Origin of the sequence: Burkholderia sp. WP9 (assembly GCF_900104795.1) — a bacterium.
In the GTDB taxonomy this organism is placed as follows: domain Bacteria; phylum Pseudomonadota; class Gammaproteobacteria; order Burkholderiales; family Burkholderiaceae; genus Paraburkholderia.
Genome location: NZ_FNTG01000001.1, coordinates 2,272,087 through 2,294,450, shown reverse-complemented (window position 1 = coordinate 2,294,450; position 22,364 = coordinate 2,272,087). Strand labels below are relative to the sequence as shown.

Sequence of the window (22,364 nt, the reverse complement as noted above, 5' to 3'; positions counted from 1 at the left end):
GCGGGCGCTGCCCGTCACACCCACTCGCGCGGCACGAGAAAATCGCTGTAAAGACGCGCTTCCGGCGTGCCCGGTTCGGGCTGCCAGTTGTAGCGCCAGTTCACCACAGGCGGCATCGACATCAGGATCGATTCCGTGCGTCCACCGCTCTGCAGCCCGAACAGTGTGCCACGGTCGAAGACCAGATTGAACTCGACGTAGCGCCCGCGCCGGTATGCCTGGAAATCCCGCTCGGCTTGACCGTACGGAATGTTGCGGCGCTTTTCGATGATCGGCAGGTACGCTTTGAGGAACCCGTCGCCCACACTCTTGAGCATCGCGAACGATTGATCGAAGCCCGGCGCCGAGAAATCGTCGAAGAAAATCCCGCCGATACCGCGCGGCTCGTTGCGGTGCTTGAGGAAGAAATACTCGTCGCACCAGCGCTTGAAACTGGGGTACAGGTCCGCGCCGTAAGGCTGCAGCGCGTCGCGGCAGGTGCGATGGAAATGCTGCGCGTCTTCCTCGTAGCCGTAGTACGGCGTCAGATCCATGCCGCCGCCGAACCAGAAGACCGGTTCTTCGCCGGCCCTGGTCGCGACCAGCAGACGCACGTTCATATGCACGGTCGGGCAGTGCGGATTGTGCGGGTGCAGCACGAGCGATACGCCCATCGCTTCGAAACCCCGGCCGGCCAGTTGCGGACGCGCCGCGCTTGCCGAACCCGGCAACGCGTCGCCCGCGACGTCCGAGAAACCAATGCCGGCGCGCTCGAAGAAGTTGCCGCCTTCCAGAATCCGTGTGCAGCCGCCGCCGCGCAGCTTCTCGCCGGGGGCGCGCTGCCATGTGTCGGTGGCGAACGGCGTGCCGTCGAACGCGCCGAGCGTGTCCGCGATCTGCGTTTGCAGGCCTTGCAGCCAGTTGCGCACGGCCTGTGCGTCGTAGCTCGATTCGGTCATGAATGCAGATGCTGAGGGCGGCACGCTCGTCGTGCCGCGGGTTCGTCGTGAAGGGCGTTGGCCGGGCCCGCGTCAGGTCGGAACCTGCGAAGGCGCGCCTGACGTTTTTTCGCGCCCGGCGAAATGCTCCCGGCTCCGTCGTTTAGCCCGCATGGGCCCGGATCGGCCCACATGGTGCGGTGGGCGCCGGTGTCGCTGCTAAGACCTGCTGCCAAGACCCGCCGCGAAAACCCGCAGTGTAGCGCTGTTGGCGCCGCACGCGGGCGAGCGGGGTAATGGCCTGGTGCGGCGCAGTGCGGCTTAGTGCTTGCCTTCGGTCTTGGCGTCGTGCTTGCGGTTCAACGCACGGTAGCCGATGTCGCGCCGGTACTGCATGCCGTCGAACGAGATCTGGTTGATCGTTTCGTACGCGACCGACTGCGCGCTGCGCACCGAATCCGCCAGGCCGACCACGCACAGCACGCGGCCGCCCGAGGTGGTCAGCTTGCCGTCCGTCAACGTGGTGCCGGCGTGGAACGTGACCGAATCCGCGGTTTCAGCCGGAATGTCGTTAATGCGGTCACCCTTGCGCGGCGTATCCGGATAGTTGTACGCGGCGAGCACCACGCCGAGCGCGGTGCGGCGGTCCCATTCCAGCTCGACCGTATCGAGCGTGCCGGCGATCGCCTGCTCGACCACCTTCGAATAGTCGCCCTTCAGACGCGCCATGATCGGCTGCGTTTCGGGGTCGCCCATGCGGCAGTTGAATTCGAGCGTTTTCGGGTTGCCTTGCGTGTCGATCATCAAGCCGGCGTAAAGAAAGCCGGTATAGCGGATGCCTTCCTTCTCCATGCCGCGCACCGTCGGCAGGATGATTTCGCGCATCACGCGGGCGTGCAGTTGCGGCGTGACGATCGGCGCGGGCGAGTAGGCGCCCATGCCGCCCGTGTTCGGGCCCTGGTCGCCGTCGAGCAGACGCTTGTGATCCTGGCTCGAAGCGAGCGGCAGCACGTGCTTGCCGTCCACCATCACGATGAAGCTCGCTTCCTCGCCGGCGAGGAATTCCTCGATCACGACACGCGCGCCGGCGTCGCCGAGCTTGTTGTCCGACAGCATCATGTCCACTGCGGCGTGCGCTTCTTCCAGCGTTTGCGCGACCACCACGCCCTTGCCCGCGGCGAGTCCGTCGGCCTTGATGACGATCGGCGCGCCCTTGGCGTCCAGATACGCGTGCGCGGCGGCGACGTCGGCGAAGGTTTCGTATTCGGCGGTCGGAATCGCGTGGCGCTTCATGAACGCCTTCGCGAAGTCTTTCGAGCTTTCGAGCTGGGCGGCTTCTTTGGTCGGCCCGAAAATCTTCAGACCGCGCGAGCGGAACAGATTGACGATGCCGGCCGCGAGCGGCGCTTCCGGCCCGACCAGCGTGAAGGCGATCTGCTCGTTCTCGACGAAATCGGCGAGCGCGGCCGGATCCGTGATGTCGATGTTGCGCAGACGCTCGTCCTGGGCGGTGCCGCCGTTGCCAGGAGCCACGTAGACGAGCTGGACCCGCGGCGATTGCGCGAGCTTCCATGCGAGCGCATGTTCGCGACCGCCGGAACCGACGACGAGTAACTTCATGTGAATCCCCGAGACTTAAAAACCATAAACGGCTGACGCAACATGCTCAGCCGTGCAATGACAACGAGGTTCGCATTGGGCCCGCAGCCAGTAGCGGCGCAGGGCACGGTGCGAAGCCGGGTGGAAGCGCGGTGCGGAAGTCGCACTCACGCGCTTCGGCGCTTCAGCAACGACGCGAGGGCCGGCGGCGTGGCGCGGTTCGACAGGAACCGCTGCACTACGCGCCGCCGGGGCACGCTCATTCGTCGGCGATCGCGGCGTTTGTATAGACTTCCTGCACGTCGTCCAGATTCTCCAGCGCGTCGAGCAGCTTCTGCATTTTCACGGCGTCTTCGCCGGTGAACTCGACTTCCGTCTGAGGTTTCATCGTCACCTCGGCCAGTTCGGCCTTGAAGCCGGCGGCTTCGAGCGCGGACTTCACCTTCGGGAAATCGTTCGGCGGGCACAGCACCTCGATACTGCCGTCTTCATTCGTGACGACGTCGTCAGCGCCAGCTTCGAGCGCGGCTTCCATCAGCTTGTCTTCCGGCGTGCCGGGCGCGAACAGGAACTGGCCGACGTGATCGAACATGAACGACACCGAGCCGTCCGTGCCCATATTGCCGCCGTTCTTCGAGAACGCGTGACGCACTTCCGCCACGGTACGCGTGCGGTTGTCAGTCATGGTGTCCACGATCACCGCCGCGCCGCCAATGCCGTAGCCTTCGTAGCGGATTTCCTCGTAGCTTGCGCCGTCCACGCCGCCCACGCCACGCTGGATCGCGCGGTTGACGTTATCTTTGGGCATGTTGGCGTCGTATGCCTTTTCGACGGCGAGCCGCAGACGCGGGTTCGAGTCGATGTCGCCGCCGCCCATGCGCGCCGCGACCTGAATTTCCTTGATGAGCCGCGTCCAGACCTTGCCGCGCTTGGCGTCGGCCGCTGCTTTCTTATGCTTGATGTTGGCCCATTTCGAATGACCCGCCATACCTTTCTCCGTCGCGCGCGCCAGTGGGGCGCACGCAGTGTGCAATTGTCGTTGCGATGTCGGGCGCTGACGCGTTCTGCGTTTGTGCGCCGCGATGTCAATCCGCCCGGTGCTTAACTGTCCGGGTCAACCATTCGTGGCTACCCGTCTCGCGCCTCGCCACGCCACGCCCGGCCGGACCCGGCTAGCGGGACCGCAGGTCGGCAGCGCGGTTGGGACAGGGCGATCTGGCCAGACCCCACGCGACGAATGCCGCGCCGGCCTGCCGGGCCCCGCGAAAGGCGCGGTGCGCCAGGCGGTGGTGCAAGTTGAGCCGCTCTTTGAGCGGATTCGAATTTTATCACGCCGCAAGGGTGCGGCAGAGGGCGAGATAGCCGCAAACGACGCGAAAAGTGCGCGGCGGCGGCCTTGGCCGCACGCCGTCGTGCGCTTTTCAGGCCGCTTTCAGTTCTTCGTGCCGAACAGGCGGTCGCCGGCGTCGCCGAGACCCGGGACGATATAGGCGTGCTCGTTCAGATGCGAATCGAGCGAGGCGACGTACAGCTTGACGTCCGGGTGCGCGTCCTGGAACACCTGCACGCCTTCGGGCGCGGCGACCAGCGCGAGGAACAGGATGTTTTCGCCCGCCACGTTGCGGCGCTTGAGAACGTCGACCGCGTGCACGGCGGAATAGCCGGTCGCGACCATCGGATCGCACAGAATGAACACGCGATCTTCGAGGTCGGGCAGGCGCACCAGATATTCGACCGGGCGATGGTCTTCAGCGCGATACACGCCGATGTGGCCCACCCGCGCCGACGGCACCAGTTCCAGCAGGCCGTCCGACATGCCGATGCCGGCGCGCAGCACCGGCACGATCGCCAGCTTCTTGCCGGCGATCACCGGCGCGTCGATCTCGACGAGCGGCGTGGTCAGGCGGCGCGTGGTCATGGGCAGGTTGCGGGTGATTTCGTAGCCCATCAGCAGCGTGATTTCACGCAGCAGTTCGCGGAACGTGCGGGTCGAGGTGTCCCGGTCGCGCATATGCGACAGCTTGTGCTGGATCAGCGGGTGATCGAGGATGAAGAGATTGGGGAAACGGCTGTCCTGAGTCATGGCGGGGGCGCAAGCGGCGGCTAGAGGGATCGGTTCGGCGCGCCGCATGGCCGGGGGGCCGGCTGGCTGGCGGACGCGCCACGGCGCAAGTTTACCGAAAGAGTGCGCTCCGAAGATACCGGAGATTGCAGCGAGCCGGCGCAGTCCGGCACCGATTCTTCTAGAATCGGGGGAAACTTCGCCACGGGAGCCCGCCGGACCCGGCGCTTCGGGCGAGACTCACGAGCGGGGAAAAAGCTGAGGCCGCCTGGCGCTTTCTCACGACGCACAACTTCACGAGGTGAATACACATGGACATGGGAATCGCAGGACGCACCGCGCTGGTCTGCGCGGCCAGCAAGGGACTCGGCCGCGGCTGCGCGGAAGCGCTCGCCGCCGAGGGCGTCAACCTGACGATCGTCGCGCGCACCGCCGAGACGCTCGAAGCCACCGCGGCGGAGATCCGCCAGCAAAGCGGCGTGGAAGTGAAGACGGTGGCCTGCGACATCACCACGCCCGAAGGCCGCGCCGCGGCGCTCGCCGCCTGTCCGCAGCCGGACATTCTGGTGAATAACGCGGGTGGTCCGCCGCCGGGCGACTTCCGCAACTTCACGCATGAAGACTGGATCCGCGCGCTGGAGAGCAACATGCTCACGCCAATCGAGCTGATTCGCGCAACCATCGACTCGATGAGCGAGCGCGGCTATGGGCGTATCGTCAACATCACGAGTTCCGCGGTGAAGGCGCCGATCGACGTGCTCGGGTTATCCAACGGCGCGCGTTCGGGGCTGACCGGCTTCGTCGCGGGCCTCGCGCGCAAGGTCGCGCCCACCGGTGTGACCATCAACAACCTGCTGCCGGGAATTTTCGACACCGACCGCATTGCCGTGACCTTCGCGGCGCAGGCCAAGTCGCAAAACATTTCCGTCGACGACGCCCGCAAGCAGCGCATGAAGACGATCCCCGCCGGCCGTTTCGGCAACCGCGACGAATTCGGCCGCGCCTGTGCGTTCCTGTGCAGCGTGCATGCCGGCTACATTACCGGGCAGAACTGGCTGATCGACGGCGGCGCCTATCCGGGCACGTTCTGATCGGCAGTTGCGGCAGTTCCATCATCACTACAACAACGACAATCACAACGGTTTCAGGAGTCTTACGTCATGACCACCCGTATCGCGCTGATCGCGCACGATCATAAAAAAGACGACATCGTCAAACTGGCCGGCGAATACGTCGATACGCTCAGGCGTTGCAACATCGTGGCGACCGGCACGACCGGCGGGCGCATCGCCGACGCGCATGGCCTCGCGGTCGAGCGGATGCTGTCCGGCCCGCACGGCGGCGACCTGCAGATCGGCGCGCAACTCGCGGAAGGGCGCGTGGACATGGTGATCTTCCTGCGCGACCCCATGACACCGCAGCCGCACGAGCCGGACATCAACGCCCTGGTGCGCGCATGCGACGTGCACAACATTCCGTGCGCGACCAACATTTCGACCGCGCGCATGGTGCTCGATTCGCTGACCTTGCGCCTCACGCAACAGGTCTGAGATCAGCGGCATTGCACACGCGGCACGCTCCAATTCCAATCCAACCCCAAGGAGACATGATGGTCAAAGCAATCCGATTCGATAAAACCGGCGGCCCGGAGGTCATGAAGTGGGTCGACGTCGAAGTCGGCGAGCCGGGCGCGGGCGAGATCCGCGTCAAACAGACGGCGGTTGGACTCAACTATATCGACGTGTACTTCCGCACGGGCCTGTATCCGTTGCCGTTGCCAGGCGGCCTCGGCATGGAGGCGGCCGGCGAGGTGACGGCGCTCGGCGCGGGCGTGACCGGCCTCAAGGTGGGCGATCGCATTGCCTACGTGGCGCGTCCGCCCGGCGCTTACACGCAGGAGCGGGTGCTGCAGGCCGCGCAGGTCGTGAAGGTGCCCGATGCCCTGAGCGACGAGCAGGCCGCCTCGGTGATGCTGCAAGGCCTGACCGCGCAATATCTCCTGCGTCGCACGTATCCGGTGAAGGCCGGCGACACGATCCTGATTCAGGCCGCGGCGGGCGGCGTCGGCCTGCTGGTGTGCCAATGGGCGAAGGCGCTCGGCGCGACGGTGATCGGCACGGTCGGCTCGGATGAAAAAGCGCAGATCGCCACGGCGCACGGTTGCGACCACGCGATCGTCTACACGCGCGAGAACTTCACCAAGCGCGTGCGCGAGATCACCAACGGCGCGGGCGTGCCGGTGGTATACGACTCGATCGGTAAAGACACGTTTGCGGGCTCGCTCGATTGCCTCGCGCCGCTCGGCATGTTCGTGAGCTTCGGCAACGCGTCGGGGCCGTTGCCGCCGATCGACTCTTCTGAATTCGCCGGGCGTGGTTCGCTGTTCTTTACGCGTCCGACGCTCTTCACCTATATCGCCAAACGCAGCGACTACGAGGCGATGTCCGCCGAGCTATTCGACATGCTGGTGTCGGGCAAGGTGAAGACGAGCATCAATCAGCGTTACGCGCTGGCGGATGTCGGAAAAGCGCACGCGGATCTCGAAGGACGCCGCACCACGGGCTCGACGGTTCTGCTGCCGTGAGGCGTCGCGGCATAAACGTGCCGTCAGCCCTATAAAAATCGCGCGTTCCTCGAAGTCGCGCTCGACGCACTGGAAAAGCCGGCGCGTCACGCCGTAAACCCATGCCAGGCATGCACAAGGCCGTTCCGTCTTGCGATGGAACGGCCTTTCCCGTTTACGCGATTTTTATACACGCCCTCCCATCTTTGACCAGCCCTTTACGCGGTTCGGCATAACGTTGCACCCATCCAAAGTCCGTGTAATGGAGAACAAAAATGGATGTGCTGTATGTCGGGGGCTTGGTGCTGTTCGCCGCACTGACCTTTGCGTTAATTGCCGGCTGCGAGAAGTTGATGCAGTTCCGCCGTGGTCAGGGAGCGCGCTCATGAGCTGGATTCTCTGGTTGTCCGGTGCGGCGACCGCGCTGCTGTTCGTGTACCTGGTCTATGCGCTGCTGCGCGCGGAGGACATTGAATGAACTCCAACAATGTCCTGCAAGCGGGCCTGTTCATCGTCGTGCTGCTGGCGGCCGCGGTGCCGATGGCCCGTTATCTGAGCGCCGTGATGGACGGCAGCTCGCGCGTGGTGCGCCTCGGCGGTCCCGTCGAGCGCTTGCTGTATCGCATCGCGGGCGTCGATCCTTCCACGGAAATGAGCTGGAAGCACTATGCGATCGCCACGATCGCGTTCAACACGCTCGGCGTGGCGTTTCTCTATGTACTGTTGCGCGTGCAAGGCTGGCTGCCGGGCAACCCGCAACAGTTCGGCCCGATGACGGTGGACGGCGCGTTCAACACGGCAGTCAGTTTCGTGACCAACACGAACTGGCAGGATTACACGCCGGAACAAACCGTCGGCTATCTCACGCAAATGCTCGGTTTCACCGTGCAGAACTTCTTCTCGGCCGCCACCGGCATCGTGGTGGTGATCGCGTTGATTCGCGGCTTTGCGCGCCACACCGCGCAAACCATCGGCAATTTCTGGGTCGACCTGACGCGCGCGACGCTCTACGTGCTGCTGCCCATGTCGGCGATCATCGCGGCGCTGTTGATGAGCCAGGGCGTGATCCAGAACTTCAAGTCGTATGAAGACGTGCCGACCTTGCAGACCACCACGTATGCCGCGCCGAAGCTCGACGCACAAGGCAATCCGGTGAAGGACGCGAAGGGCAATCCGGTGACGGTCGATACGCCGGTGAAGACGCAAACGCTCGCCATGGGTCCGGTTGCATCGCAGGAAGCGATCAAGATGCTGGGCACTAACGGCGGCGGCTTCTTTAACGGCAACTCGGCGCATCCGTACGAAAACCCGACGCCGTTCTCGAACTTCCTGCAGATCTTCTCGATCCTGCTCATCCCGGCGGCGCTGGCGCTGGTGTTCGGTCGCATGATCGCGGACCGCCGGCAAGGCGTGGCCGTGCTCGCCGCGATGACGATCGCTTTCGCGGTTTGCGTGTTCGGCGAAATCAGCGCGGAGCAGACCGGCAATCCGGCTATCGCCGCATTGCACGTCGATCAATCGGCCAATGCGTTGCAGTCGGGCGGCAATGCGGAAGGCAAGGAAACGCGCTTCGGCATCGCGCAGTCGGGCATCTTCACGGTTGCGACCACTGCGGCTTCGTGCGGCGCGGTCGCCAACACGCACGATTCGCTGACGCCGATCGGCGGCCTGTATCCGATGCTGCTGATGCAACTGGGCGAAGTGATCTTCGGCGGCGTGGGTTCCGGTATGTACGGGATGCTCGTGTTCGCGCTGCTGGCCGTGTTCGTGGCGGGCCTGATGATCGGTCGCACGCCGGAATACGTCGGCAAGAAGATCGAAGCGTACGAGATGAAGATGGTGTCGATCGTCGTGCTGCTCACGCCGCTGCTGGTGCTGGTGGGCACCTCGATCGCGGTGTTGAGCGACGCGGGCAAGGCCGGCATTCTCAACCCCGGCGCGCACGGTTTCTCTGAAATCCTCTACGCGTTCAGCTCGGCCGCCAACAACAACGGCAGTGCGTTCGCGGGCCTCACGGTGGGCACGCCGTTCTACAACTGGCTCACGGCGATCGCGATGTGGTTCGGCCGCTTCGGCACGATCGTTCCGGTGCTCGCGATTGCCGGCTCGCTCGCCGCGAAAAAGCGCATCGGCGTGACCGGCGGCACGCTGCCCACGCATGGACCGCTGTTCGTCGTGCTGCTGCTCGGCACGGTGCTGCTGGTCGGCGCGCTGACTTATGTGCCTGCGCTCGCGCTGGGTCCTGGTGTCGAACATCTGATGATGATGGGCGCCCATTGAGACCCGCGATGAAAACGAGTGATCACGCGCAAACGGGAAATTCGAGGATTCAATGACTGAACATAATGCAACCAGGTCCATGTTCGACCCGGCGCTGGTGCGCCCGGCGATCGTGGACTCCTTCAAGAAGCTCACGCCGCGCACGCAGTTCCGCAATCCGGTGATGTTCTGCGTGTACGTGGGCAGCATTCTCACCACCATTCTCTGGATCGCCGCGCTCGGCGGCCAGGCCGAGGCGCCCGCGGGCTTCATTCTCGCGGTCACCTTGTGGCTGTGGTTCACGGTGCTGTTCGCCAACTTCGCGGAAGCGCTCGCCGAAGGCCGCTCGAAGGCCCAGGCGGCGTCGCTGCGCAGCGCGAAGAAAGACGTGATGGCCAAGAAGTTGAACGAGCCGCATCCGAAGTCGCCGATCCGCATTGTGACGGCTTCCGACCTGCGCAAGGGCGACGTCGTGCTGGTCGAAACCGGTGACGTGATTCCGGCCGACGGCGAAGTGGTCGAAGGTGTCGCGTCGGTCGACGAATCGGCAATCACGGGCGAATCCGCGCCGGTGATCCGCGAGTCGGGCGGCGACTTTTCGTCGGTGACGGGCGGCACGCGCGTGCTGTCGGACTGGATCGTGGTGCGCGTCACGGCGAACCCGGGCGAGGCGTTCCTCGACCGCATGATCGCGATGGTGGAAGGCGCGAAGCGTCAGAAGACGCCGAACGAAATCGCGCTGACCATTTTGCTGGTCGCGTTGACGATCGTCATGCTGTTGGCCACCGCCACGCTGCTGCCGTTCTCGATGTTCTCGGTCGAAGCCGCAAAGGCCGGCCACGTGGTGACGATCACCGCGCTGGTCGCGCTGCTGGTGTGTCTGATTCCGACCACCATCGGCGGGTTGTTGTCCGCGATCGGCGTGGCCGGCATGAGCCGCATGATGCAGGCCAACGTGATCGCCACCTCGGGCCGCGCGGTGGAAGCCGCCGGCGACGTCGACGTGCTGCTGCTCGACAAGACCGGCACCATCACGCTCGGCAATCGCCAGGCGTCGCAATTCGTGCCCGCGCCGGGCTTGACGGAAGAAGCGCTCGCGGACGCGGCGCAACTCTCGTCGCTCGCCGATGAAACGCCGGAAGGCCGCAGTATCGTCGTGCTGGCGAAACAGCGCTTCAATATCCGTCAACGCGATATGGCGTCGCTGCATGCTGTGTTCCTCGCGTTCACCGCGCAAACGCGCATGAGCGGCGTCGATCTGCCGGGCCGTGAAATCCGCAAGGGCGCGGCCGACGCAGTGAAGAACTATGTCGAAGCCAACGGCGGACGTTTCCCGAATGAAGTCAGCAACGCGGTCGCCGAAGTCGCGCGCCGCGGCAGCACGCCGCTCGTGGTCGCGGAGAAGGGCGAGCAGGGCGCGCGCGTGCTCGGCGTGATCGAGTTGAAGGACGTGGTGAAGGGCGGCATCAAGGAACGTTTCGCCGAACTGCGCAAGATGGGTATCAAGACCATCATGGTGACGGGCGACAACCGCTTGACCGCCGCCGCGATCGCCGCTGAAGCTGGCGTCGACGATTTCCTCGCCGAAGCCACGCCGGAAGCGAAGCTCTCCACGATCCGCGCGCACCAGGCCGAAGGCCGCCTCGTCGCGATGACAGGCGACGGCACCAACGACGCCCCGGCGCTCGCGCAGGCCGATGTCGCGGTGGCGATGAACACCGGCACGCAGGCCGCGAAGGAAGCGGGCAACATGGTCGACCTCGATTCGAATCCGACCAAGCTGATCGAGATCGTCGAGATCGGCAAGCAGATGCTGATGACCCGCGGCTCGCTCACCACGTTCTCGATCGCCAACGACGTCGCCAAATACTTCGCGATCATTCCGGCTGCGTTCGCCACGACCTATCCGGCACTGAACGCGCTGAACGTGATGCATCTGGCCACGCCGGCTTCGGCGATCATGTCGGCGGTGATCTTCAACGCGCTGATCATCGTGCTGCTCATTCCGCTGGCGCTCAAGGGCGTGCGTTATCGCGCGCTGGGTGCGGCGATCCTGCTGCGCCGCAATCTGCTCATTTACGGTTTGGGCGGGATCATCGTGCCGTTCATCGGCATCAAGCTGATCGATATGGTGCTGGCCGCGTTCGGTTGGGTCTGAGCGCTAGTCGCTAGTTCAAGAGGAATCATTCATCATGAAAAATCTGTTCCGTCCGTTGATCGTGCTGTTCGCGGTGCTCACCGCCGTCACGGGGCTGGCTTATCCGGCGGTGATGACCGCTGTCGGTCAGGCGGCCTTCCACGATCAGGCCAACGGCAGCATGCTCGAACAGGACGGCAAGGTGGTCGGCTCGAAGCTGATCGGCCAGCAGTTCGACGCGCCGCAGTACTTCTGGGGCCGTCTGTCGGCCACCAGCCCGATGCCGTACAACGCGCAGGGTTCGAGCGGGTCGAATCTCGGCCCGACCAACCCGGCCTTGCTCGACGAAATCAAAGGCCGCATCGACGCGCTGAAAGCCGCCGGCACGGATATGTCCAAGCCGGTGCCGGTCGATCTGGTGACGTCGTCGGGCAGCGGTCTCGATCCTGAGATCAGCCCGGCTGCGGCGGCTTATCAGATCGAGCGCGTCGCCAAGGCTCGCAAGCTCGCGCCGAACGACGTGCAGGCGCTGGTGGACCGTTATACGAGCGGCCGTCAGTTCGGCATTCTGGGCGAGCCGCGCGTGAACGTGCTGCAACTGAACCTGGCGCTGGACGAGATGAAGCGCGGCTGAGCCTCTGAGGCGCAGCGTTTCGCAAAGGCGGCGTCCTCGCGACTCCGCCTTTGGCTTTTGACGGCGCGGCGTAGCGCGCATGATGGCGGTGCGGCATGAGCGTAGCCGCGGCGCGAAGCGATCTGTGCTGGCCGCCATGAGCGGCCCCCGCCATTTGCGGCCGCGCCGCCGCCGTGCCACCATGCGTAGACTGACGCTCGTCCAACGATGAAAACCATTGAGCATGAACCGCCCCGATCCCGATGAGCTGCTCGACAAGCTGCAACGCGACGAAGAAAAACGTCAGCGAGGCAGGCTGAAGATTTTTTTCGGCGCGTCGGCGGGCGTCGGCAAAACCTATGCGATGTTGCAGGCCGCGCGCCGCCGTTACGATGAAGGCGCGGACGTGGTGGTCGGCATCGCCGAAACCCATGGCCGCAGCGAAACCGCGGCGCTGCTCGAAGGCCTCGACGTGCTGCCGCTCGCGCAGATCGAGTATCGCGGCCGCAAGCTCGGCGAGTTCGATCTGGACGCCGCGCTCGCCCGCAAGCCGCAACTGATTCTCGTCGACGAACTCGCGCATTCGAACGTGCAGGGCGCGCGCCACCTGAAGCGCTGGCAGGATGTCTACGAACTGCTCGACGCGGGCATCGACGTCTATACGACGGTCAACGTCCAGCACCTCGAAAGTCTGAACGACGTGGTCGGACAGATCACCGGCATTCGCGTCTGGGAGACCGTGCCGGATCGCGTGTTCGACCGCGCCGACGAAGTCACGCTGGTCGACTTGCCCGCCGAGGAACTGCTCGACCGCATGCGCGATGGCAAAGTGTATTTGCCGCAGCAGGCCGAACGCGCGGTGCGCAACTTCTTTCGCAAAGGCAACTTGATCGCGTTGCGCGAGCTGGCGCTGCGCCGCACCGCGGATCGCGTCGATGCGCAGATGCGGGAGTATCGCGCCGACCGTTCGATCCAGCGCATCTGGCAGGCGCGCGAGCGCTTGCTGGTGTGCGTCGGCCCCGGCCCGGAAGCGCCGATGCTGGTGCGCGCGGCGGCGCGCCTTGCCGCCAGCCTGAAGGCCGACTGGATTGCCGTCTATGTCGAGACGCCCGCGCTGCAGCGTTTGCCGGATGCGCGCCGTGAACGCACGCTGAACGCGCTGAAGCTCGCCGCTGAACTCGGCGCCGAAACCGCGACGCTGGCGGGTGCCGACGCGGCCGCCGCATTGATCGGCTACGCGCAGGCTCGCAACGTGTCGAAGCTCGTGGCCGGCGCGTCGGCGCGCACGGGCCTGCAGCGCTGGTTGCGCAAGCCCCTCGGCGAGCGTATTGCCGAAACGGCAGCGGGCGATCTCGATCTCACGCTGATTCGCGCTTCTTCTGAGCGCGACGGCGGCGAGCATCGGCATCTTTTGAACACCACCGCGAACGCCTGGCGCGATGCATTGAGCGCCGCGCGCGAACGCCGCTCGCCGCCGCGCGCCTACGCTTTCGCGCTGGCGATCTGCGCGGCCATCACCTTGCTGTCGAGCCAGTTGATCGACCATATCGATCTGACCAACCTCGTCATGCTGTATCTGCTCGGCGTGATCTTCGCCGCGGTGAAGCTCGGGCGCGGGCCGGGTGTGGTGCTGTCGTTCATGAGCGTGGCCGCGTTCGATTTCTTCTTCGTGCCGCCGCGCATGTCGCTGTCGGTCTCGGACACGCAGTATCTGCTGACCTTCTTCGGCATGCTGCTGACCTCGCTAGTGATCAGCCATCTCACCTCGAGTCTGCGCCGCGAGGCGAGCGTGGCGCGGCGGCGCGAGCAACGCACCGGCGCGATGTACGCGATGGCGCGCGAGCTGGCCGCGGCGTTGACCACGGAGCAGATCGTCGGCATAGGCAGCCGTCATGTGAGCGAGGTGTTCGGCGCACGCGTCGCGATTCTGTTGCCGGATAGCGCCGATCAGGTCAAACAGAAGATCGAGGATCCCGACGCGGCGGTCACGCTCGAAGGCGAGATGCTCGATAGCGACGTCGGCCAATGGGTCTACGATCAGCAGAAGCCGGCCGGTCACGGCACCGATACGCTGCCGGCCGCCGCGGCCCTCTACCTGCCGCTGAAGGCGCCCATGCGTACGCGCGGCGTGCTTGCGGTCGTGATGCGCAACGAGGGCGAACTCGACGTGCCCGAACAGCAGCGCATGCTCGACGCGTTCGCCGCGCAGATCGCGCTCGCGCTGGAACGGGTGCACTACGTGGACATCGCGCGCGATGCGCTCGTGAACATGGAGTCGGAGCGCCTGCGCAACTCGTTGTTGTCGGCGATCTCGCACGATCTGCGCACGCCGTTGACGACCATCGTCGGCTTCTCGTCGATGCTCGCGCAATCGCCTGATACGCAGCCCAGCGGCGAACTGGTCGAAGCGATTCACGAGGAAGCGCTGCGCATGACGGGCATCGTCACGAATCTGCTCGACATGGCCCGCCTGCAGGCGGGCAGTCTGCAACTGAACCAGCAATGGACGCTGCTCGAAGAAACCGTGGGCGCCGCGCTGCGCGCGTGCAAACGCGTGCTGGCGAATCATCCGGTGCAGGTGAAGTTGCCCGCCGACTTGCCGCTCTTGCACCTCGACGCCGTGCTGATGGAGCGCCTCTTTTCCAACCTGTTCGAGAACGCGGCCAAATACACGGCGCCGACCACGCCGTTGACGATCGGCGCGCAGCGTCTCGACGCGGACGGCAAGTCGTTCGTGCGCGTCACTGTCGACGATGACGGCCCGGGCCTGCCCGCCGGCATGGAAGCACGCGTGTTCGAGAAGTTCACGCGAGGCGAGAAAGAGTCGGCCAAGCCGGGCATCGGCCTCGGGCTTGCGATCTGCCGCGCGATCGTGGAAGCGCACGGCGGTACAATCGGCGCGCTCAATCGCGTGTCGGCGGACGGCCATGTGGAAGGCGCGCGCTTCTGGTTCACGCTGCCCGTGGAAACGCCGCCCGACGCACCGGACGCACTCGAAGACGAAGGCGCCGATGCTTTGACGCACGCCGACACCGACAGCGAACCAACTCCTAACACGCTTGCCAAGCCTACCCATGAGTGACCCGAGCATCACCGTCGTCCTGATCGAAGACGAAAAGCAGATTCGCCGCTTTGTGCGAACGGCGCTGGAAGGCGAGGGCATCGTCGTGCACGACGCCGAAACCGGCAAGCAGGGTCTCGTCGAAGCCGCCACGCGCAAGCCCGATCTGGTGATCGTCGATCTTGGCCTGCCCGACACCGATGGCCTCGACGTGATCCGCGAACTGCGCGGCTGGAGCGAATTGCCGGTGATCGTGCTGTCGGCGCGCACGCAGGAAAGCGAGAAAGTCGCCGCGCTCGATGCCGGCGCGGACGACTACCTCACCAAGCCGTTCGGCGTGTCCGAGTTGCTCGCGCGAATCCGCGCGCATATGCGGCGGCGCAATCAGGGTGGTGCGAACGAGTCGCCGCAAGTGCGCTTCGGCGCCGTGACCGTCGACCTGGCCTTGCGGCAGGTGAGCCGCGACGGCGCGGCCGTCCATCTGACGCCGATCGAATACCGGCTGCTCGCCACGCTGGTGCGCCACGCCGGCCGCGTGCTCACGCACCGCCAGTTGCTGCGCGACGTGTGGGGGCCGTCGCATGTCGAGAGCCATCACTATCTGCGCATCTATATGGCGCATCTGCGCGGCAAGCTCGAGCGCGATCCGGCGCAGCCGGAACATATCATTACGGAAACCGGGGTGGGATACCGGCTGGTGGGGGCGGCTTGATGCGGTGATATGACGCGGCGCTGTGATGTCGCACTGTGATGCGGTGTGTTGACGCAGCCTGGCGGCGCAGTGTGGTGAATCCGCCACGGCCGGCGCGATCTCTTGTCGCGAGTCGCTCCCAGCGGCTTACCGGCGGTCCTGGTATAATTACATTTCGTAAGGACGACCTTGCGGTTTCACGAACGGGGACGGCCCCATTTCACCATGGAGCTGTTTCATGTCCTGGATTCTTCTGTTGATCGCCGGTTTGCTCGAAGTCGCCTGGGCGGCCGGTCTTAAAACCTCCGACGGTTTCACTCGTCTCTGGCCTTCGGTGTTCACGGTCGTGACCGCGCTCGGCAGCTTCATACTGCTCGCCATGGCCATGCGCCAGTTGCCGCTCGGCACGGCCTACGCGGTGTGGACCGGCATCGGCGCAGTCGGCGCGTTCATCTTCGGGATCGTGATGATGGGCGAGGCGTTGACCGTCGCCCGGGTTGCCAGCGCTTCGCTCATCGTGATCGGACTGATCGGGTTGAAGCTCTCTTCCGGGCATTGAGCGCCGTATTCGATCCCGTCGCCGGACGTATCCGTTGAGTCCGGCGGCGCCCGGCTCGCGCCCGCATCGAACTCCCCATTTATTCGCCGCTCTGCGTTCTGCGAATTAACGTGGCTATAATGAGATCGAATCCAACCTGACATTGTCCGCGGCCCATTTGGCGCGGCCGGCTTGGCGCGGGTCTGACGACTTCGGTGCGGCTCCCCCATTATTGGCCCGTCGAAGCCGCCCGGCACGCACAGCGCGCCCGGAGGCGGCCATGCTTGAATCACTTTCGCTCGCTGCGGGCCTCTCGTGGGGCAGCGGTCTGCGCCTCTATCTGACGGTCCTGCTGGCCGGCGTGTTCGCCCGTCTGGGCCTCGTTCATCTTCCCGATACGCTGTCCGCATTGTCCTCGCCTTGGGTGATCGGCGTGGCGGGCGTGCTGACTGTCACCGAATTTCTCGCCGACAAGATTCCCGCGTTCGATTCGCTGTGGGACGCGGTTCATACCTTTATCCGCATTCCGGCGGGCGCCGTGCTGGCCGCCGGTGCGCTCGGCCATGCCGATCCGGCGCTGTTGACCGTGGCCGCGCTCGCGGGCGGGACGCTGGCGGGCACGGCGCACCTCGCCAAAGCGGGGACGCGCGCGCTGATCAACCTGTCGCCGGAACCGGTGTCGAATGTCGTGACCTCGACGGCTGAAGACGGGCTCGTGTTCGGCGGCATGTTGCTCGCGCTGTTCGTGCCGCTCCTCTTTCTGGTGTTGATGGTGGGCTTCCTGATGCTGGCCGGCTGGGCGTTGCCGCGGCTCTGGCGTGGGGTCCAGGGCGGTTTTCGCGGCATGGCGACGCACATGGTGTCGCGCTTTGCCAGGAGCAGGCACGATTGAGCGATACGGTACGGGGTTCCGCGGCGCGCATGGCGACACCGCCGACGCGGCAGTTCGGCGGTAGGGATCTGTTGCGCCAGTCCGTTCGTATGACGTCGCGCGACTGGCGCGCGGGCGAATTGACGATGCTGCTGCTGGCGCTGGTGCTGGCCGTGGCGGCTTTGTCGAGTGTCGGCTTTCTGGCTGACCGTTTGCACCAGGGGCTCGAGCGCGACGCGCGGCGCATGATCGCCGCCGACTTCATCGTGCGGGCCGATCATCCGGTCGATCCGCAATTCGCCGGGCAAGCCAAAGCGCTCGGTTTGAACACCGCCAGCACGGCGATCTTTCCCAGCATGATCAACTCGACCGGCGCGCAGCCGGTCTCGCGGCTCGCCGCCATCAAGGCGGTGTCGCCCGGTTATCCGCTGCGCGGCGCGCTGCGCATTGCCTCGGCGCCGGGCGCGGCGGACTATCCGGCGCGATCGATTCCGCCGCCGGGCGTCGTGTGGGTCGATCAGGCGTTACTCGACGCGCTGAAGGTGCATGTCGGCGATACGGTGAAAGTCGGCAATCGCAATTTCACGATCGGCGCGGTCATCACGCGCGAACTCGACCGCGGTTTCTCGTTCGTCAATTTCTCGCCGCGCCTGATGCTGCGCGCCGACGACGTGCCGTCGACCGGCCTCATCGCTTACGGCAGCCGCGTGACGTACCGCTTGCTGGTCGCGGGGCCCGACGAAGCGGTGGCGCGTTTCGCGCAATTCGCGCACGACCGCGTGGACGGCGGCAAGATGCGCGGCGTCGCGCTCGAATCGTTGCAGGACGGGCAACCGCAAGTGCGCCAGACGCTCGACCGCGCGAGTCACTTCCTCACGCTCGTCTCGCTGCTCACCGCGTTGCTGGCGGCCGTGGCGATTGCGATGGCCGCGCATCGATACATGCGCCGGCATCTGGACGGCTGCGCGGTGCTGCGTTGCCTCGGCGTCAGTCAGGCGACACTGCGCGCGCTCTTCACGCTCGAATTCGTGGGGCTCGGGTTGATCGGCGGCGCGCTGGGTGTGGCGCTCGGTTATCTGGGGCACCTCGCGCTGCTCACGTGGCTCGGCAGTCTGATCGATGTCGCGCTGCCGTATCCGACCGCATGGCCGGCGCTCGAAGGCATCGCGGCCGGTCTCGTGCTGTTGCTGGGCTTCGCGTTACCGCCGCTGTTGCCGCTCACAAGAGTGCCGCCGGTGCGCGTGCTGCGCCGTGAATGGGGCGAGGCGGGCCGCACCGCATGGGCGGCTTACGCGCTCGGCATCGTGCTGTTCGCGGCGCTGCTGATCGTCGCGGCCGGCGAGTTAAAGCTCGGCGGGATCGTGGCGGGCGGCTTCGCGGGCGGGCTGCTGGTGTTCGCGTGCATCGCGCGGCTCGCGTTGTGGGGCGCGGCGCGCGTGGTGCGCAGCGAGCGCGTGAATGCGGGAATCGGCTGGCGCTACGCACTGGCATCGCTCGAACGGCGCAGCAGCGCGAGCGCATTGCAGATCACCGCGCTCGGCATCGGGCTGATGTGTCTGTTGCTGATTGCGATGACGCGTAACGACCTCGTGGCCGGCTGGCGCAAATCGACGCCGCCCGATGCACCGAACGAGTTCATCATCGATATCCAGCCTGATCAGCGCGACGCCGTCACACACTATCTGAGCACGCACGGCGTGCCGGGCACGGTGCTTTCGCCGATGGTGCGCGGCCGGCTGACGGCGATCAACGGCAAGCCGGTCAATCCGGATGCGTTCAAGGGTGACGACGCCAAACGTCTCGTGGATCGCGAGTTCAATCTGTCGTACACCACCGAGTTGCCCGACGACAATCGACTCTCCGCCGGCACGTGGTATGGCGACACAACCACGCCGCAGATTTCGATCGAGCAGGGCCTCGCCAAGCTGATCAACGTGAAGCCCGGCGACATGCTGCGTTTCGACGTGACCGGCTTGCAGATCGACGCGCCCGTCACGAGTGTGCGTAAGCTCGACTGGGGTTCGTTCAAGGTCAACTTCTTCGTGCTGATGCCGCCCGCCGCATTGCAGGATTTTCCGGCGACGTTCATCACGAGCTTCCATCTGCCGCAGGAGAAGCAGTCGACCATCGACGGCCTGATCTCCACTTATCCGAACCTCACGGCGATCGATACCGGTCCGATTCTCGCGCAGGTGCAGCGCGTGTTGCAGCAGGTGATCGGCGCGGTGCAGTTCCTGTTCGCGTTCACGCTTGCCGCGGGTGTACTCGTGCTGTACGCGGCGCTCGCCGGCACGCGTGATGAGCGCATGCGAGAATCCGCGCTGCTGCGCGCATTAGGTGCGTCGCATCGTCAGGTGCGCTCGGTGCAGGTCGCCGAGTTTGTGGCGGTGGGCGCGCTGGCGGGTCTGATGGCGGCGGTGGGCGCGCAGGCTATCGGCTACGTGCTGGCAACGCGCGTGTTCGAGTTTTATCTGAGCTTCGATCCCTGGCTCTTGCCGGCGGGCATTGCCGCCGGCATCGCGTGCGCCGGCGTGGGCGGCTGGCTGAGCTTGCGGCATGTGCTGGCGCGGCCCGCGTTGCAATCGCTGCGGGATGCGTGAATTCCTTTTTTCTGGTTGGTGAGTGGGTATGAGTGATTTGAACGACGAAGTGTCCACGGCGCAGCCCACGGCCTTCGAACTGGTGGGCGGCGAGGCGCGCGTGCGCGAACTGGTGGACCGCTTTTACGATCTGATGGATCTTGAAGCAGACTTCGCCGGAATCCGGGCGTTGCATCCGCAATCGCTCGACGGTTCGCGCGACAAGTTCTTCTGGTTTTTATGCGGATGGTTGGGCGGTCCTGATCATTACATCAGCCGCTTCGGTCATCCGCGTCTGCGCGCGCGGCATCTGCCGTTCGCGATCGCATCCGGCGAGCGCGATCAGTGGCTCAGATGCATGGCGTGGGCGATGGAAGATATCGGGCTCGCGGAGCCGCTGAGAGAGCGCTTGCTCGGCTCGTTCTTCGAAACGGCCGACTGGATGCGCAATCGCAATGGCTGAGGAGGTTGGGCAGACTTCGCGCACGACTTCGGCGGACTATGCCGTTCTGCCTCCGCAGGCACGCGAAGTTCTCGACTGCTGGTTCGGCGCGCCGGGCACACCCGAGTTCGGCAAGCAGCACAAACGCTGGTTTTCACGCGACGCGGCGTTCGACACGATGCTGCGCGAACGCTTCGGAACCCTGATCGATGCGGCACGCGAATCCACGCTCGACCACTGGGCCGACACACCGCTCGGCGCGTTGGCGCTCGTCATCGTGCTCGACCAGTTTTCCCGCAATTGTCATCGTGGCACATCGCGCGCGTTCGCGGCCGACCACAAGGCATTGCAAACCGCGCAGCAGATGATCGCAAGCGGCGCCGATCGCTTGTTGCCGAGCGCGCATCATCGCGCGTTCGCCTATTTGCCTTTCGAACACGACGAGACGCTCGCCGGTCAGCGCGAATCTTTGCGACTGTTCAAACTGCTGAAAGCTGAACCGGGCGGCGCGTCGTATTATCGGTCCGCGGTGCGGCACGCGGAAATCATCGAACGGTTCGGGCGCTTTCCGCATCGCAATGCGCTGCTGGGGCGTCCTTCGACGGTTGAAGAAAGCGCGTTCCTGCGCGAACCGGGTTCATCGTTCTAGATTTGCGGTCAGCGCGCTCGAAACGCCTAGCGGCCGCCGGCCACGTCGAGCAGTGCGCCCGTCACATACGAGGCGGCGTCGCTCAGCAACCAGACGATGGCCTCGGCCACTTCACCGGCCGTGCCGGGGCGGCCCAACGGCGTGGTCGCGCCGAGTTGCGCGGCGCGCTCGGGCTTGCCGCCGCTCGCGTGGATCTCGGTGTCGATCAGGCCGGGACGCACCGCGTTCACACGCACGCCTTGCGGGCCGAGTTCCTTGGCGAGGCCGAGCGTCATGGTGTCGACGGCGCCTTTCGAGCCGGCATAGTCGACATATTCGTTCGGTGAGCCGAGCCGCGACGCCGCCGACGAAACGTTTACGATCACGCCGCCCGCGCCGCCACGCGTGGTGGACATGCGCCGCGCGGCTTCGCGTGCGCAGAGATACGCGCCGAGCACGTTGACGTCGAACATGCGCTTCAGGCGCGCGAGGTCCATGTCGGCGAGTTGGCTGGACGGCGCGACGATGCCCGCGTTGTTGATGAGCGCATCGAGCCGCCCGAGCTTCTGTTCAAGCGTGTCGAACATGGCCAGCACGTCGGCTTCGTTCGCGACGTCGCCGGCGATCGTCAACGCGCGGCCGCCGGCCCGTTCCACATCGGCGGCGGTGTCTTGCGCTGCCGCGAGATTCTGCGCGTAATTCACGCCGACGGACCAGCCGCGCGCACCCAGCAAACGCGCGGTTGCGCGGCCAATGCCGCGGCTGCCACCGGTGATCAGAACGGCTTTCGTCATCGCAACCTCATGGTTCGGGAAAAGTCAGACCGCGTCGCGCTTGATCGCCCATTTGTCGTTGGCGGGCGGCTGATAGCGTTGCAGCTTGCCGATCAACGCGGCGGGATCGGCGTCGATCTGCAGGATGTCGAAATAGGTCTGGCGCATGAAGCCTTCTTCGACGGTATGCTGCAGCAGATTGATCAGCGGGTCATAGAAGCCGTCGATGTTCAGCACGGCCACCGCTTTCTGGTGGTAGCCGAGTTGCGCCCACGTGTAGACCTCGAACAGTTCTTCGAGCGTACCCGCGCCGCCCGGCATCGCGACGAACGCGTCGGACAGGTCGGCCATCATCTTCTTGCGATGATGCATGTCGGGCACGACATGCAGTTCGGTCAGGCCGTTGTGACCGACTTCCTTGCTGACCAGCAGTTCGGGAATCACGCCGATCGCGCGGCCGCCTTCGGCCATCACGGTGTCGGCGATCACGCCCATCAGACCGACCTTGCCGCCGCCGTAGACGAGCGCCAGATCGGCTTGCACCAGCGCGCGGCCAAAGGCGCGCGCCGCTTCGGCATACAACGGTTTAGCCCCGTTGGAGGAGCCGCAATACACACACACCGACTTCATG

At 65.3% G+C, this 22,364-nt stretch carries 21 protein-coding genes; 15 read left to right on the top strand and 6 right to left on the bottom strand.

Features of this window, described 5'->3' with window-relative positions:
• Positions 1-14: 14 nt before the first annotated feature.
• The 4 genes from hemF to upp form a co-directional block, all read right to left on the bottom strand.
• Positions 15-938: an oxygen-dependent coproporphyrinogen oxidase gene (gene hemF, locus BLW71_RS10220; RefSeq protein WP_091795961.1), complete on the bottom strand. Its 924-nt coding sequence runs from the start codon at positions 936-938 to the stop codon at positions 15-17.
• A 300-nt stretch (positions 939-1,238) separates the two neighbouring features.
• On the bottom strand, positions 1,239-2,537 hold the full coding sequence (gene purD / locus BLW71_RS10215) for a phosphoribosylamine--glycine ligase (protein WP_091795959.1): 1,299 nt from the start codon (positions 2,535-2,537) through the stop codon (positions 1,239-1,241).
• Between the two features lie 238 nt (positions 2,538-2,775).
• Entirely contained in the window at positions 2,776-3,504 is a 729-nt protein-coding gene (locus BLW71_RS10210) for a YebC/PmpR family DNA-binding transcriptional regulator (RefSeq protein WP_091795956.1), read from the bottom strand.
• 444 nt (positions 3,505-3,948) lie between these two features.
• Positions 3,949-4,599, bottom strand: a complete 651-nt coding sequence (upp, locus tag BLW71_RS10205) for a uracil phosphoribosyltransferase (RefSeq protein WP_011487457.1) — start codon at positions 4,597-4,599, stop codon at positions 3,949-3,951.
• A gap of 290 nt (positions 4,600-4,889) precedes the next feature.
• Here upp and BLW71_RS10200 point away from each other — a divergent pair, with 290 nt between their 5' ends.
• From BLW71_RS10200 to BLW71_RS10130, 15 genes are all read left to right on the top strand, one after another.
• Complete coding sequence (locus BLW71_RS10200) at positions 4,890-5,669, top strand: SDR family oxidoreductase (RefSeq protein ID WP_091795954.1); 780 nt, start codon at positions 4,890-4,892, stop codon at positions 5,667-5,669.
• A 69-nt stretch (positions 5,670-5,738) separates the two neighbouring features.
• Entirely contained in the window at positions 5,739-6,128 is a 390-nt protein-coding gene (locus BLW71_RS10195; protein WP_091795951.1) for a methylglyoxal synthase, read from the top strand.
• A 59-nt stretch (positions 6,129-6,187) separates the two neighbouring features.
• Positions 6,188-7,162: a quinone oxidoreductase family protein gene (locus BLW71_RS10190; RefSeq protein WP_091795948.1), complete on the top strand. Its 975-nt coding sequence runs from the start codon at positions 6,188-6,190 to the stop codon at positions 7,160-7,162.
• 254 nt (positions 7,163-7,416) lie between these two features.
• On the top strand, positions 7,417-7,530 hold the full coding sequence (locus BLW71_RS10185) for a hypothetical protein (RefSeq protein WP_007175652.1): 114 nt from the start codon (positions 7,417-7,419) through the stop codon (positions 7,528-7,530).
• Entirely contained in the window at positions 7,527-7,619 is a 93-nt protein-coding gene (kdpF, locus tag BLW71_RS10180) for a K(+)-transporting ATPase subunit F (RefSeq protein ID WP_091795945.1), read from the top strand. The genes BLW71_RS10185 and kdpF overlap by 4 nt, the downstream gene beginning before the upstream one ends.
• The gene (gene kdpA, locus BLW71_RS10175) at positions 7,616-9,421 is read left to right on the top strand and encodes a potassium-transporting ATPase subunit KdpA (protein ID WP_091795943.1); all 1,806 of its coding nucleotides are present in this window, start codon (positions 7,616-7,618) and stop codon (positions 9,419-9,421) included. The genes kdpF and kdpA overlap by 4 nt, the downstream gene beginning before the upstream one ends.
• A 52-nt stretch (positions 9,422-9,473) precedes the next feature.
• Positions 9,474-11,558, top strand: coding sequence for a potassium-transporting ATPase subunit KdpB (gene kdpB, locus BLW71_RS10170; RefSeq protein WP_091795941.1), 2,085 nt, complete (start codon positions 9,474-9,476; stop codon positions 11,556-11,558).
• A gap of 34 nt (positions 11,559-11,592) precedes the next feature.
• Positions 11,593-12,171, top strand: coding sequence for a potassium-transporting ATPase subunit KdpC (kdpC, locus tag BLW71_RS10165; protein ID WP_091795938.1), 579 nt, complete (start codon positions 11,593-11,595; stop codon positions 12,169-12,171).
• Positions 12,172-12,394: 223 nt separating this feature from the next.
• Positions 12,395-15,232 carry a DUF4118 domain-containing protein gene (locus tag BLW71_RS10160; protein WP_091795935.1) on the top strand — a complete coding sequence of 946 codons (2,838 nt, stop codon included), beginning with the start codon at positions 12,395-12,397 and terminating at the stop codon, positions 15,230-15,232.
• Entirely contained in the window at positions 15,225-15,923 is a 699-nt protein-coding gene (gene kdpE / locus BLW71_RS10155; RefSeq protein WP_091795932.1) for a two-component system response regulator KdpE, read from the top strand. The genes BLW71_RS10160 and kdpE overlap by 8 nt, the downstream gene beginning before the upstream one ends.
• Before the next feature lie 217 nt (positions 15,924-16,140).
• Positions 16,141-16,461 (top strand): quaternary ammonium compound efflux SMR transporter SugE, encoded by a 321-nt coding sequence (gene sugE, locus BLW71_RS10150; protein WP_091795928.1) that lies wholly within the window; start codon positions 16,141-16,143, stop codon positions 16,459-16,461.
• Between the two features lie 259 nt (positions 16,462-16,720).
• Positions 16,721-17,332 carry a DUF4126 domain-containing protein gene (locus tag BLW71_RS10145; protein WP_091795925.1) on the top strand — a complete coding sequence of 204 codons (612 nt, stop codon included), beginning with the start codon at positions 16,721-16,723 and terminating at the stop codon, positions 17,330-17,332.
• Entirely contained in the window at positions 17,329-19,911 is a 2,583-nt protein-coding gene (locus BLW71_RS10140; RefSeq protein ID WP_177204996.1) for an ABC transporter permease, read from the top strand. Before BLW71_RS10145 ends, BLW71_RS10140 begins: the two co-directional genes overlap by 4 nt.
• A 28-nt stretch (positions 19,912-19,939) precedes the next feature.
• The gene (locus BLW71_RS10135; RefSeq protein ID WP_091795923.1) at positions 19,940-20,353 is read left to right on the top strand and encodes a group II truncated hemoglobin; all 414 of its coding nucleotides are present in this window, start codon (positions 19,940-19,942) and stop codon (positions 20,351-20,353) included.
• Entirely contained in the window at positions 20,346-20,981 is a 636-nt protein-coding gene (locus BLW71_RS10130) for a DUF924 family protein (protein WP_091795920.1), read from the top strand. The genes BLW71_RS10135 and BLW71_RS10130 overlap by 8 nt, the downstream gene beginning before the upstream one ends.
• A gap of 26 nt (positions 20,982-21,007) precedes the next feature.
• Here BLW71_RS10130 and BLW71_RS10125 read toward each other — a convergent pair whose 3' ends face one another.
• Both BLW71_RS10125 and BLW71_RS10120 read right to left on the bottom strand, forming a co-directional pair.
• Positions 21,008-21,754 (bottom strand): SDR family oxidoreductase, encoded by a 747-nt coding sequence (locus BLW71_RS10125; RefSeq protein WP_091795917.1) that lies wholly within the window; start codon positions 21,752-21,754, stop codon positions 21,008-21,010.
• Positions 21,755-21,778: 24 nt separating this feature from the next.
• Positions 21,779-22,363: an LOG family protein gene (locus tag BLW71_RS10120; protein WP_091795914.1), complete on the bottom strand. Its 585-nt coding sequence runs from the start codon at positions 22,361-22,363 to the stop codon at positions 21,779-21,781.
• Position 22,364: the final 1 nt, after the last annotated feature.

What these genes read in the sequence shown, in the direction of transcription:
- hemF (WP_091795961.1), bottom strand. Translation starts at nt 938, where the DNA reads ATGACCGAATCGAGCTACGACGCACAGGCCGTGCGCAACTGGCTGCAA.
- purD (WP_091795959.1), bottom strand. Translation starts at nt 2,537, where the DNA reads ATGAAGTTACTCGTCGTCGGTTCCGGCGGTCGCGAACATGCGCTCGCA.
- BLW71_RS10210 (WP_091795956.1), bottom strand. Translation starts at nt 3,504, where the DNA reads ATGGCGGGTCATTCGAAATGGGCCAACATCAAGCATAAGAAAGCAGCG.
- upp (WP_011487457.1), bottom strand. Translation starts at nt 4,599, where the DNA reads ATGACTCAGGACAGCCGTTTCCCCAATCTCTTCATCCTCGATCACCCG.
- BLW71_RS10200 (WP_091795954.1), top strand. Translation starts at nt 4,890, where the DNA reads ATGGACATGGGAATCGCAGGACGCACCGCGCTGGTCTGCGCGGCCAGC.
- BLW71_RS10195 (WP_091795951.1), top strand. Translation starts at nt 5,739, where the DNA reads ATGACCACCCGTATCGCGCTGATCGCGCACGATCATAAAAAAGACGAC.
- BLW71_RS10190 (WP_091795948.1), top strand. Translation starts at nt 6,188, where the DNA reads ATGGTCAAAGCAATCCGATTCGATAAAACCGGCGGCCCGGAGGTCATG.
- BLW71_RS10185 (WP_007175652.1), top strand. Translation starts at nt 7,417, where the DNA reads ATGGATGTGCTGTATGTCGGGGGCTTGGTGCTGTTCGCCGCACTGACC.
- kdpF (WP_091795945.1), top strand. Translation starts at nt 7,527, where the DNA reads ATGAGCTGGATTCTCTGGTTGTCCGGTGCGGCGACCGCGCTGCTGTTC.
- kdpA (WP_091795943.1), top strand. Translation starts at nt 7,616, where the DNA reads ATGAACTCCAACAATGTCCTGCAAGCGGGCCTGTTCATCGTCGTGCTG.
- kdpB (WP_091795941.1), top strand. Translation starts at nt 9,474, where the DNA reads ATGACTGAACATAATGCAACCAGGTCCATGTTCGACCCGGCGCTGGTG.
- kdpC (WP_091795938.1), top strand. Translation starts at nt 11,593, where the DNA reads ATGAAAAATCTGTTCCGTCCGTTGATCGTGCTGTTCGCGGTGCTCACC.
- BLW71_RS10160 (WP_091795935.1), top strand. Translation starts at nt 12,395, where the DNA reads ATGAACCGCCCCGATCCCGATGAGCTGCTCGACAAGCTGCAACGCGAC.
- kdpE (WP_091795932.1), top strand. Translation starts at nt 15,225, where the DNA reads ATGAGTGACCCGAGCATCACCGTCGTCCTGATCGAAGACGAAAAGCAG.
- sugE (WP_091795928.1), top strand. Translation starts at nt 16,141, where the DNA reads ATGTCCTGGATTCTTCTGTTGATCGCCGGTTTGCTCGAAGTCGCCTGG.
- BLW71_RS10145 (WP_091795925.1), top strand. Translation starts at nt 16,721, where the DNA reads ATGCTTGAATCACTTTCGCTCGCTGCGGGCCTCTCGTGGGGCAGCGGT.
- BLW71_RS10135 (WP_091795923.1), top strand. Translation starts at nt 19,940, where the DNA reads ATGAGTGATTTGAACGACGAAGTGTCCACGGCGCAGCCCACGGCCTTC.
- BLW71_RS10130 (WP_091795920.1), top strand. Translation starts at nt 20,346, where the DNA reads ATGGCTGAGGAGGTTGGGCAGACTTCGCGCACGACTTCGGCGGACTAT.
- BLW71_RS10125 (WP_091795917.1), bottom strand. Translation starts at nt 21,754, where the DNA reads ATGACGAAAGCCGTTCTGATCACCGGTGGCAGCCGCGGCATTGGCCGC.
- BLW71_RS10120 (WP_091795914.1), bottom strand. Translation starts at nt 22,363, where the DNA reads ATGAAGTCGGTGTGTGTGTATTGCGGCTCCTCCAACGGGGCTAAACCG.